This window comes from Streptomyces sp. CB01635 (genome assembly GCF_002803065.1).
GTDB lineage: Bacteria > Actinomycetota > Actinomycetes > Streptomycetales > Streptomycetaceae > Streptomyces.
In genome coordinates this window covers 456945-472531 of sequence record NZ_NNBL01000004.1, presented here as the reverse complement: position 1 = coordinate 472531, position 15587 = coordinate 456945, and the positions used below count along the sequence as shown (strand labels likewise).

Here is a 15587-nt window from a genome sequence, read left to right as displayed (position 1 = left end):
ACTGACCGTTGAGGATGCTGCGGGGGCGTCAGCTCTTCGGGACGATCTGGATGTCGAGCTCGATCTTCACGCTGGAGCCGACCGCCGCGATCCCCCGGGCCAGCATCGTCTGCCAGTTGACCGTGAAGTCGTCCCGGTGCAGCTCCGTGGTGGCGCGGCAGGCGGCGCGGGTCTCCCCCTCCATGCCGTTGCCCAGGCCCAGATACTCCGCGTCGAGCGTGACCGTGCGGGTCACACCGTGCAGCGAGAGCGCACCGGTGATCGCCCAGCGGCTGCCGCCCTTGTGCGCGAACCGTTCGCTGTAGAACTCGAGCGTCGGGAACTGGTCCACGTCGAGAAAGTCGGCCGACCTGAGATGGTCGTCGCGCATCTTCACGTTCGTGTCGATGGACGACGCGTCGATGACCACATGCATCGCGGACCGCTCGACCCGCTCGGCGATGCGCAGCGCGCCCGCGAACGTGTTGAACCGGCCGTGGATCCGCGCCAGTCCGATGTGCCGCGCCGTGAACCCGACCGACGAGTGCATCATCTCGATCTCCCAGTCCCCGGCGTCGGGCAGGGCAGGCGGCTGGGCGACCTGGAGCATGACGTCGCCGAGTGAGGAGTGCGCGCTCTCGCCGACCGAAGCGTTTCCCCGGTACGGCGTGTAGCCCTCCGCCGTGACCGCGAGCCGGTAGTCACCGGCGGGCACGGCCGCGACGAACGAGCCGAACGGGTCGGCCCCGCCACTCACGACCGTGCGCCCCATGGCGTCGCTCACCGCGAACTCGGCGCCGCGCACCGGCTCGTTGACGGGGTCGAGCACGCGGCAGCTGACGAATCCCGCACCGGGCGGCACGCTCATCCCCGCGAGGGGACTTGTCCCTTGAGCCCGGTTCGTACGGCTTCCCAGCCAGCGGCCGACCATGTGCGAGACACCCCAGTGAAGCTTGACCACCATCAACGAAGATGCATTCGACCACCGTTGCGGCATTCGGTGCAACACAGGCCCACATCGCGGGAATGCCAGAGACTGTCACCGCCCGTACAGAGATGCCTGAATTAGCCATTCCGCTTACCGTTTCGCCAGCTCGGAGGCATTTCTACCAGCGGGTAATGCCACGGGAGCCACAGGGACGCGGCACCTGTCATGACCCACCCGTCACCACACCGAGCCCCGCCCCTCCCCCGACGCCTCCCCGGAACGCACCGAACCGGATCTGTTCTGCCCCGATCCGGTGACCGCCAACGCCCCGTCCCGGTCCGTCCGGAGGACTGCCGCTCCACCGGCCCGCAACTCCGCGACCGTGCGCGCCGACGGATGCCCGTACGGGTTGTCCTCGCCGCACGAAATCAGGGCAAGACGGGGCGCGACCCGCCGCAGGAGTACCGGATCCTGGTAGGCCGAGCCGTGGTGGGCGACCTTGAGAACGTCCACGGCTGGCAGGGCCGCCGCCACGGGGGATCTCAACAGGGCGCGCTGCGCCGGTGGTTCGAGGTCACCCAGGAGCAGCAGGGTGAGGCCCGCAGTGCGGACCAGCAGGGTGACGCTCGCGTCGTTCGGGCCGTCCGGGTCGGGAGCGGGTCGCGGCGGCGGCCACAGCACCTGCCATGCGAGCCGGCCCGTCCGCCGCTGCTCCCCCGCGACGGCCCGGGTCATCGTGATGTGCCGAGCGTGCGCCAACCCCCGTACGAATCGCGCCTGTTCCGGTGGCTCGTCGAACCCTGTCGTCTCGATCGCCCCCACCTCGCGCCCCCGCAGCACCCCGGGCAGACCCGCGACATGGTCCGCGTGAAAGTGGGTCAGCAGGACGAGCGGGACCCGGGTGATCCCGAGCGAGCGCAGACAACGGTCGACCAGTACCGGATCCGGCCCCGCGTCGACCACCACCCCGGCCCCCGCGCCCGCCGCGAGCACCAGCGCGTCCCCCTGCCCCACATCGCACATCACCATCCGCCATCCCGGCGGGGGCCACCCCGTGATCACCCGGGTCAGGGGCCTCGGCTGCATGACCACGAGGATCAGGAGCAGCACACATATCCCCATGACCCACGGGGACTTGAGCACCCGGCGGCCCACGAGGACCACACCCAGGGTGACCACCGCGAGCAGCAGCCCACCGCTCGGGCCCCCGGGCCAGTCCACGCCTCCGCCGGGCAGTGCGGCCCCCGCGCGTGCGATGTCCGCGATCCATCCGGCGGGCCAGCTCGCGCACCAGGCGAAGACTTTCGCAACCGGTATCGCCAGCGGCGCGGCGGCCAGGGCGGCGAACCCCAGCACCGTCGCCGGCGCGACCGCGAACTCCGCGAGCAGATTGCACGGCACCGCCACCAGGCTCACCCGGGACGCGATGACCACGACCACCGGCGCACACACGGCCTGCGCCGCCCCGGCCGCCGCGAGCGCCTCCGCCAGGCGCGGCGGACATCTGCGCCGCCGCAGTGCCGCACTCCAGCGCGGGGCGAGGGTCAGCAGCGCGCCTGTGGCCAGGACGGACAGCAGGAACCCGTAACTCCGGGCCAGCCAGGGGTCGTACAGGACCAGCAGCAGTACGACCGTGGCCAGTGCCGGGATCAGGGACCTGCGTCGCCCGGTGCCGATGGCGAGCAGTGCGACGAGCCCGCAGGCCGCCGCCCGGAGCACACTCGGCTCCGGCCTGCACACGATCACGAAGCCGAGCGTGAGCGCGCCGCCGAGCAGAGCGGTCGCCCGCAACGGGATCCCGAGCCTCGGGGCGAGGCCACGGCGCTCCGCCCGGTGCGCGGTGCCGGGCGGACCGATCAGCAGAGCGAGCAGGATCGTGAAGTTCGCCCCGCTGACCGCCGTCAGGTGCAAGAGGTCAGTGGCCTCGAATGCCTCGTGCAGCTCGGGCGGGACACGAGACGTGTCCCCGACCACGAGCCCGGGAAGCAACGCGCGGGCATCCGCCGGCAGCCCCTCGGTCGCTTCCCGCAGCCCGCCCCTCAGCTTCCCCGCGAAGCGCTGAGCCGCGGAGGGTGCGCCGACGATCCGAGGGCTCTCGTCGCGTCCGACGCGGAGCAGGGCCGCGACCCGGCCGCCGTCGGCCGACGCGGGCGCCAGCCCTCCGTGCACGACCAGCCGCGTGCTGGGAAGGAGCGACAGCCACGGCGTCCTCCCCGGAGCGGCGCGGTCCACGTCGACGAGGACCAGAACCGGCGTCCGCACCCGCGTCCCGACGCCCGAGGGCCCGCCCTGCCCCGCGTCGCCGACTCTCAGCACATCGGCGGCGATGACGACGGACGAGGGAGCCGCGTGGTCCCCCTTCACGCGGGGGCGCGTCAGCCGCGGGTCGGCCGTCACTTCCAACTCGACCGTCACCCGAGCGAATTGTCGGGCGAGCCCGGGAACGGGACCGCGCGTCAGATCCGCACCGTGCAGCGCGGCCGAGGCCCCGGACGCGGCGACGCAGAGCAGCACGGCGGCCACGGACATACGAGGCCGGAGCGAGAACACTCTGCGGGGAGGGCTGGGTGGCGGGGGCCGTAACTCCGGGGACGGGGGCGCGGGCGGCAGTGGCGCTGGGGATCGCGGCTGGGACGGTGGCTCCGTCCTCCCCTGCCGCCCCCGTGTAGCCCCTCCCAGTAGCAACACTCCCGCCACCGCCGCGCAGGTCAGCGCCAGGGCCGTCACCCACGCCGCCGGAGCGTCCAGCATCACCGCTGCCGTGGCCCATGCCGCGAGCGCCGGAGGGACGAGACGGAGATCCGCCGGGCCCTCCTGCCGGGGGTTGGCGTCACCCGAAGTGAGGTCCGAGGGCGGTGCAACTCCCGTGCTGCTCATGGCCGTACGAGGTTCTGGAGGTCGGAGAAGCGACGGTCGCCGATGCCGTTGACCTCGCGCAGTTCATCGATGGAACGGAAACCCCCGTGCTCCGTGCGGTAGTCGATGATGTGCTGGGCCAGCACGGGTCCGACGCCCGGCAGCGTGTCGAGCTGCTCTGCGGTGGCGGTGTTGAGGCCGATCGGCCCCGCCGCCGCAGCCCCGGTTCCGGCACCCGTACCGGCAGAACTCGCCGAACCCGCAGAACCGCCCGCGCCGGTCCCTCCGGGTGCCGCCGGTGCGCCCACGACCACCTGCTCGCCGTCCGCCAGCAGTCGCGCCCGGTTGATTCCCGTGGGGTCCACCCCCGGACGGATCCCTCCGGCGGCGCGCAACGCGTCGGCGACCCGGGATCCGGCCGGCAGCCGATGGATCCCGGGACTCCGCACCTTCCCGCTGACGTCCACGACGATCCCCGCCGCAGCCGCCCCGGCCGGCCCATCCGTCCCGCCCGCAGCCGACGGCCCGGCCGGGGCGGGTGCCGACGGCCCGGCGCCCGGCTCCTGACCGGCGTCGAGCTGACCCGCCGCCCCCTCGGGCGCCGCCGATCGCACCACCTCGGGCGCGCTCACCGGCTGAGCCCGTCCGGTCCAGAAGTGGTGCACGGCGAAGCCCGCCGCCGCGACCAGGACCACTACCAGAGCGATCACGCTCCGCCGCTCGAGCCCGCACCGCGTCTGCATCCACAGCGGCAGCCGCTCCCGCACGGCAAGCCCAGCCCGCTCCCGCCACGAGGGCGCCCTTTCGGCCTCGCCCGCCGGTTCGTCCCGCTCCCCCGTGAACTCCCCCGGAGCCACACCCGCCACCCAGACCCCGCCGTCGTCGGAATCGACATCGGCATCCGCATCCGCATCCGCATCCGCATCCGCCCGAGCCCACCGAGGAGGACGTGACGACACCGTCCCGGCCCACCGTGGAAGAGACGGCCGCACCCACTCAGGTGGATCCGGCGAGCTCGGCACACCCGGTGGACCGGGCGAAAGACTCGGCGCGCCAGACCAACCCGGCGGCCCACCCCGCCCCTCCGCGAACAACGCCTCCGCCCGCAGCCTCAGCGCCTCGGCCGACGCCTGCCGATAGCGCCGCCGCACACGCCTACGCCGTTGCCACGTCCCCGACGCTCCCCCCGGCGCCACATCTCCGGCAGCCGCCTCGAGCGTCTCCGAACGTACTGCTGTCTCTGAAAGTGCTGGTCCAAATGCCATGCCACGAACGCTAGGCACTCCACCGAATCCGCGGTGATCTTGCTCAATTCCCGGGGACAACCCGCCAGTTGTGGATAACTCCGTCACCCACAAGAACCCCCAGCCTCAGGGCACCGCACCACAAGGCACCTCACCGAGGCGAAACAACCGCCCCCAGCAACCCCGGCCCCGTGTGCGCCCCGATTACCGCGCCGACCTCGCTGACATGCAGGTCCAAGAGCCCAGGCACCCGCTCCCGCAGCTTGTCCGCGAACATCGCCGCCCTGTCCGGCGCGGCGAGATGGTGCACCGCGATGTCGACCTCGCTCGTGCCCGCGCGCTCGGCGACGATCTCCTGGAGACGGGCGATCGCCTTCGACGAGGTACGCACCTTCTCGAGCAGCTCGATACGACCGCCTTCGAGCTGCAACAGCGGTTTTACGGCGAGCGCCGAGCCGAGGAGGGCCTGGGCGGCGCCGATACGGCCACCGCGGCGGAGGTAGTCCAGGGTGTCGACGTAGAAGTACGCGGACGTGGCGGCGGCCCGCTTCTCCGCCGCCGTCACGGCCTCGTCGACCGTGCCGCCGCCGTCGGCCACCTCGGCGGCGGTGAGCGCGCAGAAACCGAGGGCCATCGCGACCATGCCGGTGTCCACGACTCTGACCGGCACCGGCGCCTCGCGCGCGGCGAGTACCGCGGCGTCGTAGGTGCCGGAGAGTTCGGACGACAGATGGAGCGAGACGACGCTGGTCGCGCCCTCTTCGGCCAGCTTGCGATAAGTGGCGGCGAAGATCTCGGGGCTCGGCCGGGACGTGGTCACCGGCCGGCGCTTCTGCAGGGCTTCGGCGAGTGAGCGGGTGGAGATCTCGGCGCCCTCTTCGAGGGCCCGGTCGCCAAGGACCACGGTCAGGGGGACCGCGATGATGCCGTGGCGCTCCATCGTCCGCTGCGGCAGGTAGGCCGTTGAATCCGTGACGATCGCGACATGGCGGGACATGAGCTGGAGATTACCTGCCCGGGCCGGTGGACGGCAGCCCGGCCCCGGTGGCCCGGGCACGCGTCAAGTCGTGCTCTCCGGGCGGGCTTTCTTCTGCCAAGGATAGGCGGGGCGCGAGTCGGTGGGCGAGAGCGCGGGCCGGTCGGGCGCTTCGGCCTGCCCGCCCTGCGGAGTCCCTGGCCAGGTCTGATGCGCGGCAGGGCGCTCAGGGGCCGGTGCCTCGGGCCACGGGGGCGGCGTCTGCACGGGCTCGGGCGACGGTTCCGTCGTCCAGTGCCGCAGCGCTCCCGCCTCGATGTCGATCTGGGCACTCAGGGAATCCAGGTCGTCGTCGGCGATCCGGTGGGCGCGGTCCCTGGCCGCCCGGCGCAGGGAGTCGGCCGACGCGGTGATCTGCTCCGTCCGCTTGCGCAGATCGGGCAGGAGCTCGGCGAGATGCGCCTTGTCCGGCTCGGTCTCAAGACGCTTGAGGTCGTCGTCCAGCTCGTGCGCGTGCACGCTGAGCCGGCCGAAGAGGTCCAGCGACTCCTTGAGCGAGGCGTCCTCGGCCACGCGCGCGTGGAGCGCGTCCTGAGTGGACCTCATCGACGTACGCAGCTTGAGCCGCAGTTGCGCGAGCTCGCCGGCCGCGCCCGGCTGCACGAAGGTCCGCGCCTTGAGCGTCGTGTCCTCGACGGACCGGCGGGCCTGCGCGACCGTGCGGTCCACTCCCCGCTTGGCGGCGCCGACGACCTTCACCGTCACATACGCGCCCAGGGCCAGGAACAGTACGAACATGAGCGCCACGATCGCGATCACGGCCTCTCCCATGACGCTCCTCCCGACAAGGTCGGCGGTCCGTCCGCCTCTTCCACGGTAAACGGAAAAGGCAGGCCGGAGGTTCCAGCGGAACCCCCAACCTGCCCGTAGGGAACAACCCTGATCCGGCTAAGCGGAGCGGTCGTCGCTCACGCAGGAACGATGTTCACCAGCTTCGGCGCCCGCACGATGACCTTGCGGATACCGGCGCCGTCCAGCGCGGCGACGACCCGCTCGTCGGCCAGGGCCACCTTCTCCAGCTCCTCGTCGGAGATCGACGGGGACACCTCCAGGCGCGCCTTGACCTTGCCCTTGATCTGCACGACACAGGTCACGGACTCGTCCACGACGTACGCGGGGTCGGCGACGGGGAAGTCCTGGTGGACGACGGAGTCGGTGTGGCCCAGCTTGCGCCACAGCTCCTCGGCGATGTGCGGGGCCAGCGGCGCGACCAGCAGCACCAGGCGCTCGGCCACGCTGCGCGACAGCGGGCCGCCCACCTTGGTCAGGTGGTTGTTCAGCTCGGTGACCTTGGCGATGGCGGTGTTGAACCGCATGCCCTCCAGGTCCTGGCGGACGCCGTCGATCGCCTTGTGCAGGGCGCGCAACGTGATCCCGTCGATGGCGGAGTCCTCGGTGTCGACGACGGTGACCTCGCCGCTCGCCTCGTCGACGATGTTGCGCCACAGGCGCTGCAGCAGACGGAACTGGCCCACCACCGCGCGCGTGTCCCACGGCCGCGAGACATCCAGGGGGCCCATCGCCATCTCGTACAGACGCAGGGTGTCCGCGCCGTACTCGGCGCAGATCTCGTCCGGCGTGACGGCGTTCTTCAGGGACTTGCCCATCTTGCCCAGCAGGCGGGAGACCTTCTCGCCCTCGAAGTAGTACGCGCCGTCGCGCTCCTCGACCTCGGCGGCGGGCACCGCGATGCCGCGGCTGTCGCGGTACACGTAGGCCTGGATCATGCCCTGGTTGTACAGCTTGTGGAACGGCTCGGCCGACGAGATGTGGCCCAGGTCGAACAGCATCTTCGACCAGAAGCGGGCGTACAGCAGGTGCAGCACGGCGTGTTCGGCGCCGCCCACGTACAGGTCGACGCCACCGGTCGGCTGGCCCTCACGGGGGCCCATCCAGTACTGCTCGATGGCCGGGTCGACCAACTTGTCGCTGTTGTGCGGGTCCAGGTAGCGCAGCTCGTACCAGCAGGAACCCGCCCAGTTGGGCATGGTGTTGGTCTCGCGGCGGTACTTCTTGGGTCCGTCGCCCAGGTCCAGCGTGACGTGGACCCAGTCGTCGTTGCGGGACAGCGGGGTCTCGGGCCGGGTGTCGGCGTCGTCCGCGTCGAACGTGCGGGGGCTGTAGTCGTCGACCTCCGGCAGCTCCAGCGGCAGCATCGACTCGGGCAGCGAGTGGGCGACGCCGTCCTCGTCGTAGACGATCGGGAAGGGCTCGCCCCAGTAGCGCTGGCGGCTGAACAGCCAGTCGCGCAGGCGGAAGTTGACGGTGCCGCGGCCGATGCCGGTGCGCTCCAGCCACTCCGTCATGCGCGCCTTGGCGTCGGTGACGCCCATGCCGTCGACGGAGATCTGGTCGCTCGCGGAGTTGACCAGCCGCGCGTCGTAGGAGGCGAACGCGTCGTCCCACGTGGAGGTGTCGGTGCCGCGGTCGTCCGAGGGCTCCACGACGCAGCGCATCGGCAGCTCGAAGGCGCGCGCGAACGCGAAGTCGCGGGTGTCGTGCGCGGGGACGGCCATGATCGCGCCGGTGCCGTAGCCCATCAGGACGTAGTCGGCGATGAAGACGGGGACCTGCTCGCCGCTGACCGGGTTGGCCGCGTACGCGCCGGTGAAGACGCCGGTCTTGTCCTTGGCCTCGGCCTGGCGCTCGACGTCGGACTTCGAGGCGGCCTGCTTGCGGTAGGCGGCGACGGCCTCGGCGGGGGTCGCGTGGCCGCCCGTCCAGACGTCGTGCGTGCCCTCGGGCCACGCGGCGGGGACGATCCGGTCCACCAGGTCGTGCTCGGGCGCCAGGACCATGTATGTGGCGCCGAACAGGGTGTCCTGACGGGTGGTGAAGACGGTGATGGCCTCGTCGCCGACGGGGAAGTCGACGCGGGCGCCCTCGGAGCGGCCGATCCAGTTCCGCTGCTGCAGCTTGATCGCCTCGGGCCAGTCCAGGGCGTCCAGGTCGTCCAGCAGGCGGTCCGCGTAGGCGGTGATGCGCATGTTCCACTGGCGCAGCTTGGCCTTGAAGACAGGGTAGTTGCCGCGCTCGGAGCGACCGTCGGCGGTGACCTCCTCGTTGGCCAGGACAGTACCCAGCCCGGGGCACCAGTTGACGGGCGCCTCGGAGGCGTACGCCAGCCGGTACTCACTCAGCACGTCGGCCCGCTCGGCCGCGTTCAGCTCGTGCCACGCGCGCGTGGAGTCCGGTACGGCGCGCTCACCGCTCTCGAACTGCGCGATCAGCTGGTCGATCGGACGGGCCTTCTTCGCCTCGTCGTCGTACCAGGAGTTGAAGATCTGGACGAAGATCCACTGGGTCCACTTGTAGTACTCGGGGTCGATCGTGGCGAACGACCGGCGCTTGTCGTGGCCCAGGCCCAGCCGGCGCAGCTGGGACTTCATGTTGACCATGTTGGCTTCGGTGGACGTGCGCGGGTGGGTGCCCGTCTGCACGGCGTACTGCTCGGCGGGCAGGCCGAAGGCGTCGAAGCCCAGGGTGTGCAGGACGTTGTGCCCGTTCATGCGCTGGAAGCGCGCGAAGACGTCCGTGGCGATGTAGCCCAGCGGGTGGCCGACGTGCAGGCCCGCGCCCGAGGGGTACGGGAACATGTCCATGACGAACTTCTTGGGCCGGGCGGCCATCGCCCGGCCCGCCTCGGTGTCCCCCGCCAGGTCACCGCTCGGGTTGGGCGCCTCGTACGTGCCGTCGGCGTCCCAGAAGTCCTGCCAGCGTGCCTCGATGTCGGCGGCCATCGCCGCCGTGTAGCGGTGCGGCGCGGCCACCTCGGAAGCGGCAGCGGAATTCGTCTCGCTCATGATCCTCAAAGCTCCATCGATCGTCTCTGCTTACGGAACTGACCGCGCTGGCCAAACAAAAATGCCCCTCGCACAGGAGGGGGCGCCGCGCCGATTCCGATCCGCGATTCGTCAGCGGTCGGGACTGATCAGCGCGGCTCACTAAGCAGAAGGCGTACGGCACGCATGGCGTCAGGGTACCGCAGGGCCCACAGGGGCCGCGACGGGCTTACCGGGGAGGGCCGAGGGACGGCTGCGCAAGGGCCGAAGGAGGCCTTCGGAAGGTGCATGGGCCAAGGGTTACTCCGCGTACCGACCCCTATCGGGGCAACACAAAGTCCACACCTCCGATAGATAACAACGAGATAACTCAAACCCCGTACTGGCTGGTATGGGTCGACCTAGAGTGCGGCAGCGGGACCACTTTGCCGAACCATTCGGAGTCGCCCCCATGAACCCTCCACTGAACTCCCCGTTGAACTCCCCGACGAACGGGCAGCCGCTGAATCCGTTCCCCCAGCGTGGAAATACCCAGCGCCCCCGGCGCAGGATCCGCCCGTCCCCCGCGCCCAGCCGGGCGACCCGAGGGGCCCTGTGCACGGCGGCACTGCTGCTGATACCCCTTGTGGTCCTCGTCGGGAGCGACGCCTTCCGCGCCGCGCTCGACTTCACCACCGGGGTGCTGTCCCTGGTCTCCCTGACGGCATCCGTCGTCTGGGGTCTGGTCGCCTCCGACCGGCTGTTCCTGACCTCGCGCCAGCGCCTGCTCTCCCAGGGCGTGCACCGGGCCACGGCGGTCGCCTCGATCGGCTTCCTGCTCCTGCACGTCACCGTCAAGCTGGCCCTCGACCATGTGTCCGTGGTCGGCGCGCTGATCCCGTTCGGGCTCGGCGTGACCGGCAGCGCGGGCCTGATCGGCCTCGGCTCGCTCGCCGGGCTCCTGATGGTCACCACCGGCGTCACCGGCGCCCTGCGCAAGGCCTTCGCGTCCCCCGCCCAGATCGCCTCCCGCTGGCGCGCCCTGCACATGCTGGCCTACCCCGCCTGGTGCTCCGCGCTGATCCACGGTCTGTACGCGGGCCGGCAGCCGAAGACCTACGTAGTCGTCCTGTACTGCTTGTGCCTGGTCGCGGTGGGCGGTGCGGTCGCCCTGCGCGCGGCGCCGGGACCGGTCAAGCGCAAGGTCGCCGCCCGCGTCCTCGCGCTCCTCGACGGCGACGGCAGAACGCAGGGCACCCGCCGCAGGGACGTCACCCGATCCCCGCTGCCCGGCGGCGCCGGCCGCCCCGCACCGTCCGACGCCCGCTTCGACGTGAACCGCGAGCCCCCGCCGCGGCCGCGCGAAAATCCGCTCCCCATGCTGTCCCCCGACATTCCACCGCTCTACGAGGCTCCGGCGCGCCCCGCGTTCGAGCCGCGCCCCGCCACCGCGGGCGTCGGCTTCTCGGCCGCCTACCGCGCGGTCTCGACCCCGGTGGACCCGCTCTTCGGCGACCCGCCCCCCGGGGAGCCGCTGACGCTCCTGGACCTCCAGCCCACCGAGTCCCTCCCGTTCGTCGACCCCGAGCCCCCCGAGCGCTGGCCGGCCCCGTCCCCGCCGCCCCCCGCCCCGGCACCCCCCTCGGCGTACGACCCCACTCTCGACACCCCGTACGGCGGCATCCCGAGCTTCGAGGAAGAGTCCGCCACCGAAACGCTGCCCGGCCCGTTCCAGGCCCCCGCCGCGGGTGAGCCCTGGAACACGCCGCCCGGAGGCACTCAGTGAACACCGCGCTGCCCGACGTCCCCGAAGTCCGCGTCGTCGGTCTCCCCCAGCTCACCTCGGGCTTCGACCTGGTCGAGCGACTCGACCTCGACATGCATCTGAAAGTGCACGGTCCGCTCGAACCGATGGGCGGCGAGCAACTCGCCGCGCTGGCCGGGCAGATATCCCTGCGCGGCCGCGGCGGCGCCGGCTTCCCCTTCGCCAAGAAGCTGCGCGCCGTCGCCCAGTCCGCGATTCGCCGCGGGGTGCGCCCCGTCGTCGTGGTCAACGGCAGCGAGGACGAACCCGCCTGCCGCAAGGACACGGTCCTGATCAACCGCGCCCCGCACCTCATCCTCGACGGCGCGCTCCTGGTCGCCGAGGCGCTCGGCGCCCGCACTCTCGTGGTGGGCGTGACCCGCGACTCCACCGAGGCGTCCATGCAGGCCGCGCTCCTCGAAAGGGGCCTGTCCAACCGCCGCGGCGCCCCGCTACGCGCGCGTGTGCAGCGCAACCCCGTACGCATGGTCACCGGGGAGTCCTCCGCGCTGATCCGCTCGGCGGACGGCGGGCCCCCGGTGCCTCCGGGCCGCAAGGTGCGCGCCTCCGACTCCGGGGTGGGCGGCGCGCCCACGCTGCTGTCGAACGCCGAGACGTTCGCCCAGCTCGCCGTAGCGGCCCGCACCGGACCCGAGCGCTACTGCCGCACGGGCCTGCGCGACGAGCCCGGCACGATCCTGCTGACCCTCTCCGGAGCCGTCGCCCGCCCGATGGTCCTCGAAGTCCCTGCGGGGGTTCCCCTGCGGTACGTACTCCAGCTCGCGGGCGCCCCGCCGATGCCCCAGGGCGTACTCACGGGCGGTTACCACGGCAAGTGGCTCGACGCCTTCACGGCGCAGGAGGCGGTGGTCTCCCGCGCCTCCCTGGAGGCCGCCGGGGGCGCGCTCGGCGCGGGCGCGATCCTGCCGATCGGCCCGGACACCTGCCCGCTCGGCGAGGCGCTCCGGGTGGCGCAGTGGCTGGCCTCGGAGAGCGCGGGCCAGTGCGGTCCCTGCTATCTGGGCCTGCCGGCGGCGGCGCGCGGCCTGGAGGACGTACTGAACGGCGGCGGCCCCACCGCCCTCGAAGCCCTCCAGCAGGTCACCAGGGCGGTGAAACGGCGCGGCGCGTGCAAGCACCCGGACGGTTCGGCGGCGTTCCTGGAGTCGACGATCTCGGCGTTCACGGACGATCTCGCCGCGCACGTCCTGGGCGGCGGCTGCGGGCGCCCGGTGCAGGGCGTGCTGCCGCTGCACACGGAGGCACCGCAGGGCGAGTCCCCCAGCGGCCGGCGGCTCGCGGTGGACTGGACGCTGTGCGAGGGCCACGGCCTGTGCGCGGACATCATCCCGGAGCTGATCCAGCTGGGCCCGGACGGCTACCCCTCGGTGGCGGAGGCCCCGGTGGCACGCTATTCGGAGGCGCGCGCCGTACGGGCCGTGCGCCGGTGCCCCGCGCTGGCGCTGCGTATCGAGGAGGACCCGGCGGCGGCTCCGGCCCGCCCGGCCCTGCCACCCGCGCTCCCGCCTGGCCGCGGGCGCAGGGCCCTGGGCAGCGGGCGCGGCTGACGCTCGCGGGCGCGCCCCGCGGGACGGCATACGAAAGCGGGCCACCCTGTTCGGGTGGCCCGTCTTCATGTCCATCTACTGTGGAGCTAAGGAGAATTGAACTCCTGACCTCCTGCATGCCATGCAGGCGCTCTACCAACTGAGCTATAGCCCCTAGCGTTCATGCGGCCGAGCCGCATGTTCACCGTGTCGCCCGGCTTCCCCGGCGGCGACGCCAACATTACCGGGCACCCGGTGCATCACCAAATCGTTTCCACCCTGGTCCGATTTGCCCGAATTTAAGGCACCCTCAGGCCGTGGCGAACGAATAGAACCGCTTGAGCGTGCAGTGCTCGTCGAGCAGGCGGCCGTAGATCGGCTCGCCCTCCAGTTCCCGGTACGTCTCGATCGGGTCGCCTTTTATGATCAGCGCCCGCGCGCACTCCTCGCACCAGTACTGGTAGTCGGGGTTGACCGGCTCCATGTCCCTGACGATGGGCGTGCCGCTGCCGCACCAGTCGCACTTCCTCCTGTGTGCACCCATCGATCAGCTCCAGCTGTGGCCGCAGGCCGTGCACACGTACGAGATCCCGCCGTTGTCGCCGAGCATCAGCGCGACGTGGAAGGAACCGCAGGACGGACAGTCGAGGAAAGGGAAAGAAGACGAAGAAGAGGAGGAGGGGGAAGGAACGTGCTGCCCGGAATGGGCCGCTTCGGCCGGTCTCACTGTCACGCCGAGGGGGCGGTCGGCCGCCTCGGTGATGCGCGCGGGCATCGCGTTCTCCCTCCCGTCGGACCGTCTTCGTCGATCGGACGCGGCCCTCTACCGGCCGTCCGATTCTGCCACGGCCGGAGCGTCACGGTCAGCGACGCATGGGTACCGGTCCGGACACGGCGCCGAGTTCGCCCGCTCCGGCCAGCACTTACGCACACACCGACACACGAGGACCACATCCGCAGACCTATACGCCCCCGAGACACCAAGCGCCTCAAGGCAGTTGGAAAGAGTGTGCCGGGTAACAAAAAATCCCGCCCTTACCCGGACGGGATCTCTGTGAAGCGGACGCTTCGACTGTGGAGCTAAGGAGAATTGAACTCCTGACCTCCTGCATGCCATGCAGGCGCTCTACCAACTGAGCTATAGCCCCTTGCGTTCTCCCCGCTCTGCGCGGCTGCGAACAAGAAGAACTTTAGCCTGCGACCTGCCGGAAAGTGAAATCCGGCCGTCCGGCCCCCGTCGGGGGCTCAGTCGTCGTCGCCGAGCACCGGCTCCGGGAGCGTGCCCGCGTTGTGCTCGAGCAGCCGCCAGCCGCGTGCGCCCTGGCCGAGGACGGACCAGCAGCAGTTGGAGAGGCCGCCGAGGCCTTCCCAGTGGTGGGACTCGAGACCGAGGAGGCGCCCGATGGTGGTGCGGATCGTGCCGCCGTGGCTGACCACGACGAGTGTGCCGTCCTGCGGCAGCTTCTCCGCGTGACCGAGCACGACGGGAGCGGCCCGGTCGGCGACCTCCGTCTCGAGCTCGCCGCCGCCGCGGCGCACCGGCTCGCCGCGCTTCCACGCGGCGTACTGGTCGCCGTAACGGGCGATGATCTCGTCGTGCGTGAGGCCCTGCCACTCACCGGCGTAGGTCTCGCGCAGGCCCTCGTCGTGCGTGACGTCGAGGCCCGTGAGCGCGGCCAGCTCGGCGGCCGTGGCGGAGGCCCTGCTGAGGTCGGACGCGACGATGGCGTCCGGCTTCAGCGAGGCGAGCAGCCTGGCAGCCCGGCGGGCCTGGGCGACGCCGGCCTCGGTCAGGCCGATGTCCGTGGAGCCCTGGAAGCGGCGCTCCAGGTTCCAGGCGGTCTGCCCGTGGCGCCACAGGATGACGCGCCGTCCGCGGGCCGGTCCCCCGGCCGGTCCGGTACCGGCCCCCCCGGCGGTCAACGCAGCTCTCCGCCCAGCTCGCGAAGCTCCTCGGCCTCCTCCGCGGCCTGCGTCGCCTGGGCGTGCTCCGCCGCCTTGCCGCGGGTGGCCTTGGCGTCCGCGGGAAGCTCCAGCTCGGGGCAGTCCTTCCACAGGCGCTCGAGGGCGTAGAAGACGCGCTCCTCGCTGTGCTGGACGTGGACGACGATGTCGACGTAGTCGAGGAGGATCCAGCGGGCGTCGCGGTCGCCCTCGCGGCGGACCGGCTTGGCGCCGAGCTCCTTGTTCAGGCGCTCCTCGATCTCGTCGACGATCGACTTGACCTGGCGGTCGTTGGGCGCGGAGGCCAGCAGGAAGGCGTCGGTGATCGACAGCACATCGCTGACGTCGTACGCAATGATGTCGTGCGCGAGCTTGTCGGCAGCCGCCTGTGCGGCGGCGGTGATGAGCTCGATGGAGCGGTCAGTGGCGGTCACTACAAGGCTTTCCGTCGGCGGGCAGTAATCCCTTGAAGGGATACCCCAAGGGTC

General features: G+C 71.5%; 12 protein-coding genes and 2 tRNA genes. 2 read left to right on the top strand and 12 right to left on the bottom strand.

The window, feature by feature from the left end; translation table 11 throughout:
- Positions 1–28: 28 nt before the first annotated feature.
- The 6 genes from CG723_RS17045 to leuS all read right to left on the bottom strand — a co-directional run bounded on the left by CG723_RS17045 (position 29) and on the right by leuS (position 9846).
- Positions 29–910 carry a YceI family protein gene (locus CG723_RS17045; protein WP_100594335.1) on the bottom strand — a complete coding sequence of 294 codons (882 nt, stop codon included), beginning with the start codon at positions 908–910 and terminating at the stop codon, positions 29–31.
- Between the two features lie 234 nt (positions 911–1144).
- Entirely contained in the window at positions 1145–3784 is a 2640-nt protein-coding gene (locus tag CG723_RS17040) for a ComEC/Rec2 family competence protein (RefSeq protein WP_100594241.1), read from the bottom strand.
- Entirely contained in the window at positions 3781–4620 is an 840-nt protein-coding gene (locus CG723_RS17035) for a ComEA family DNA-binding protein (protein WP_324903393.1), read from the bottom strand. The genes CG723_RS17040 and CG723_RS17035 overlap by 4 nt, the downstream gene beginning before the upstream one ends.
- Before the next feature lie 538 nt (positions 4621–5158).
- The gene (locus CG723_RS17030) at positions 5159–6004 is read right to left on the bottom strand and encodes a DegV family protein (protein WP_100594239.1); all 846 of its coding nucleotides are present in this window, start codon (positions 6002–6004) and stop codon (positions 5159–5161) included.
- A 63-nt stretch (positions 6005–6067) separates the two neighbouring features.
- A complete protein-coding gene (locus CG723_RS17025) occupies positions 6068–6814 on the bottom strand; it encodes a hypothetical protein (protein WP_100594238.1) in 747 nt (248 codons plus the stop codon).
- Between the two features lie 137 nt (positions 6815–6951).
- Positions 6952–9846 carry a leucine--tRNA ligase gene (leuS, locus tag CG723_RS17020; protein WP_100594237.1) on the bottom strand — a complete coding sequence of 965 codons (2895 nt, stop codon included), beginning with the start codon at positions 9844–9846 and terminating at the stop codon, positions 6952–6954.
- A gap of 430 nt (positions 9847–10276) precedes the next feature.
- On the opposite strand from leuS, the gene CG723_RS17015 reads away from it, so the two are divergent.
- Positions 10277–11590, top strand: a complete 1314-nt coding sequence (locus CG723_RS17015; protein WP_234374347.1) for a ferric reductase-like transmembrane domain-containing protein — start codon at positions 10277–10279, stop codon at positions 11588–11590.
- A complete protein-coding gene (locus CG723_RS17010) occupies positions 11587–13176 on the top strand; it encodes an NADH-ubiquinone oxidoreductase-F iron-sulfur binding region domain-containing protein (protein WP_100594236.1) in 1590 nt (529 codons plus the stop codon). The genes CG723_RS17015 and CG723_RS17010 overlap by 4 nt, the downstream gene beginning before the upstream one ends.
- Positions 13177–13257: 81 nt before the next feature.
- On the opposite strand, the gene CG723_RS17005 is transcribed toward CG723_RS17010, so the two are convergent.
- From CG723_RS17005 to rsfS, 6 genes are all read right to left on the bottom strand, one after another.
- Positions 13258–13330: transfer RNA gene (locus tag CG723_RS17005), tRNA-Ala, on the bottom strand.
- A 135-nt stretch (positions 13331–13465) separates the two neighbouring features.
- The gene (locus CG723_RS17000; RefSeq protein ID WP_016643127.1) at positions 13466–13699 is read right to left on the bottom strand and encodes a hypothetical protein; all 234 of its coding nucleotides are present in this window, start codon (positions 13697–13699) and stop codon (positions 13466–13468) included.
- Between the two features lie 3 nt (positions 13700–13702).
- Entirely contained in the window at positions 13703–13930 is a 228-nt protein-coding gene (locus CG723_RS16995; protein WP_324903382.1) for a hypothetical protein, read from the bottom strand.
- A gap of 300 nt (positions 13931–14230) precedes the next feature.
- Positions 14231–14303, bottom strand: a tRNA-Ala gene (locus tag CG723_RS16990).
- A 97-nt stretch (positions 14304–14400) separates the two neighbouring features.
- Positions 14401–15078 carry a histidine phosphatase family protein gene (locus tag CG723_RS16985; RefSeq protein ID WP_100594235.1) on the bottom strand — a complete coding sequence of 226 codons (678 nt, stop codon included), beginning with the start codon at positions 15076–15078 and terminating at the stop codon, positions 14401–14403.
- A complete protein-coding gene (rsfS, locus tag CG723_RS16980; RefSeq protein WP_100594234.1) occupies positions 15075–15533 on the bottom strand; it encodes a ribosome silencing factor in 459 nt (152 codons plus the stop codon). Before rsfS ends, CG723_RS16985 begins: the two co-directional genes overlap by 4 nt.
- Positions 15534–15587 lie beyond the last annotated feature (54 nt).

Excerpts from the sequence above, each read along its gene's own strand:
- leuS (WP_100594237.1), bottom strand. The coding sequence starts at position 9,846 with ATGAGCGAGACGAATTCCGCTGCCGCTTCCGAGGTGGCCGCGCCGCAC.
- CG723_RS17000 (WP_016643127.1), bottom strand. The coding sequence starts at position 13,699 with ATGGGTGCACACAGGAGGAAGTGCGACTGGTGCGGCAGCGGCACGCCC.
- CG723_RS17025 (WP_100594238.1), bottom strand. The coding sequence starts at position 6,814 with ATGGGAGAGGCCGTGATCGCGATCGTGGCGCTCATGTTCGTACTGTTC.
- CG723_RS16995 (WP_324903382.1), bottom strand. The coding sequence starts at position 13,930 with ATGCCCGCGCGCATCACCGAGGCGGCCGACCGCCCCCTCGGCGTGACA.
- CG723_RS17045 (WP_100594335.1), bottom strand. The coding sequence starts at position 910 with ATGGTCGGCCGCTGGCTGGGAAGCCGTACGAACCGGGCTCAAGGGACA.
- CG723_RS17015 (WP_234374347.1), top strand. The coding sequence starts at position 10,277 with ATGAACCCTCCACTGAACTCCCCGTTGAACTCCCCGACGAACGGGCAG.
- CG723_RS17040 (WP_100594241.1), bottom strand. The coding sequence starts at position 3,784 with ATGAGCAGCACGGGAGTTGCACCGCCCTCGGACCTCACTTCGGGTGAC.
- CG723_RS17030 (WP_100594239.1), bottom strand. The coding sequence starts at position 6,004 with ATGTCCCGCCATGTCGCGATCGTCACGGATTCAACGGCCTACCTGCCG.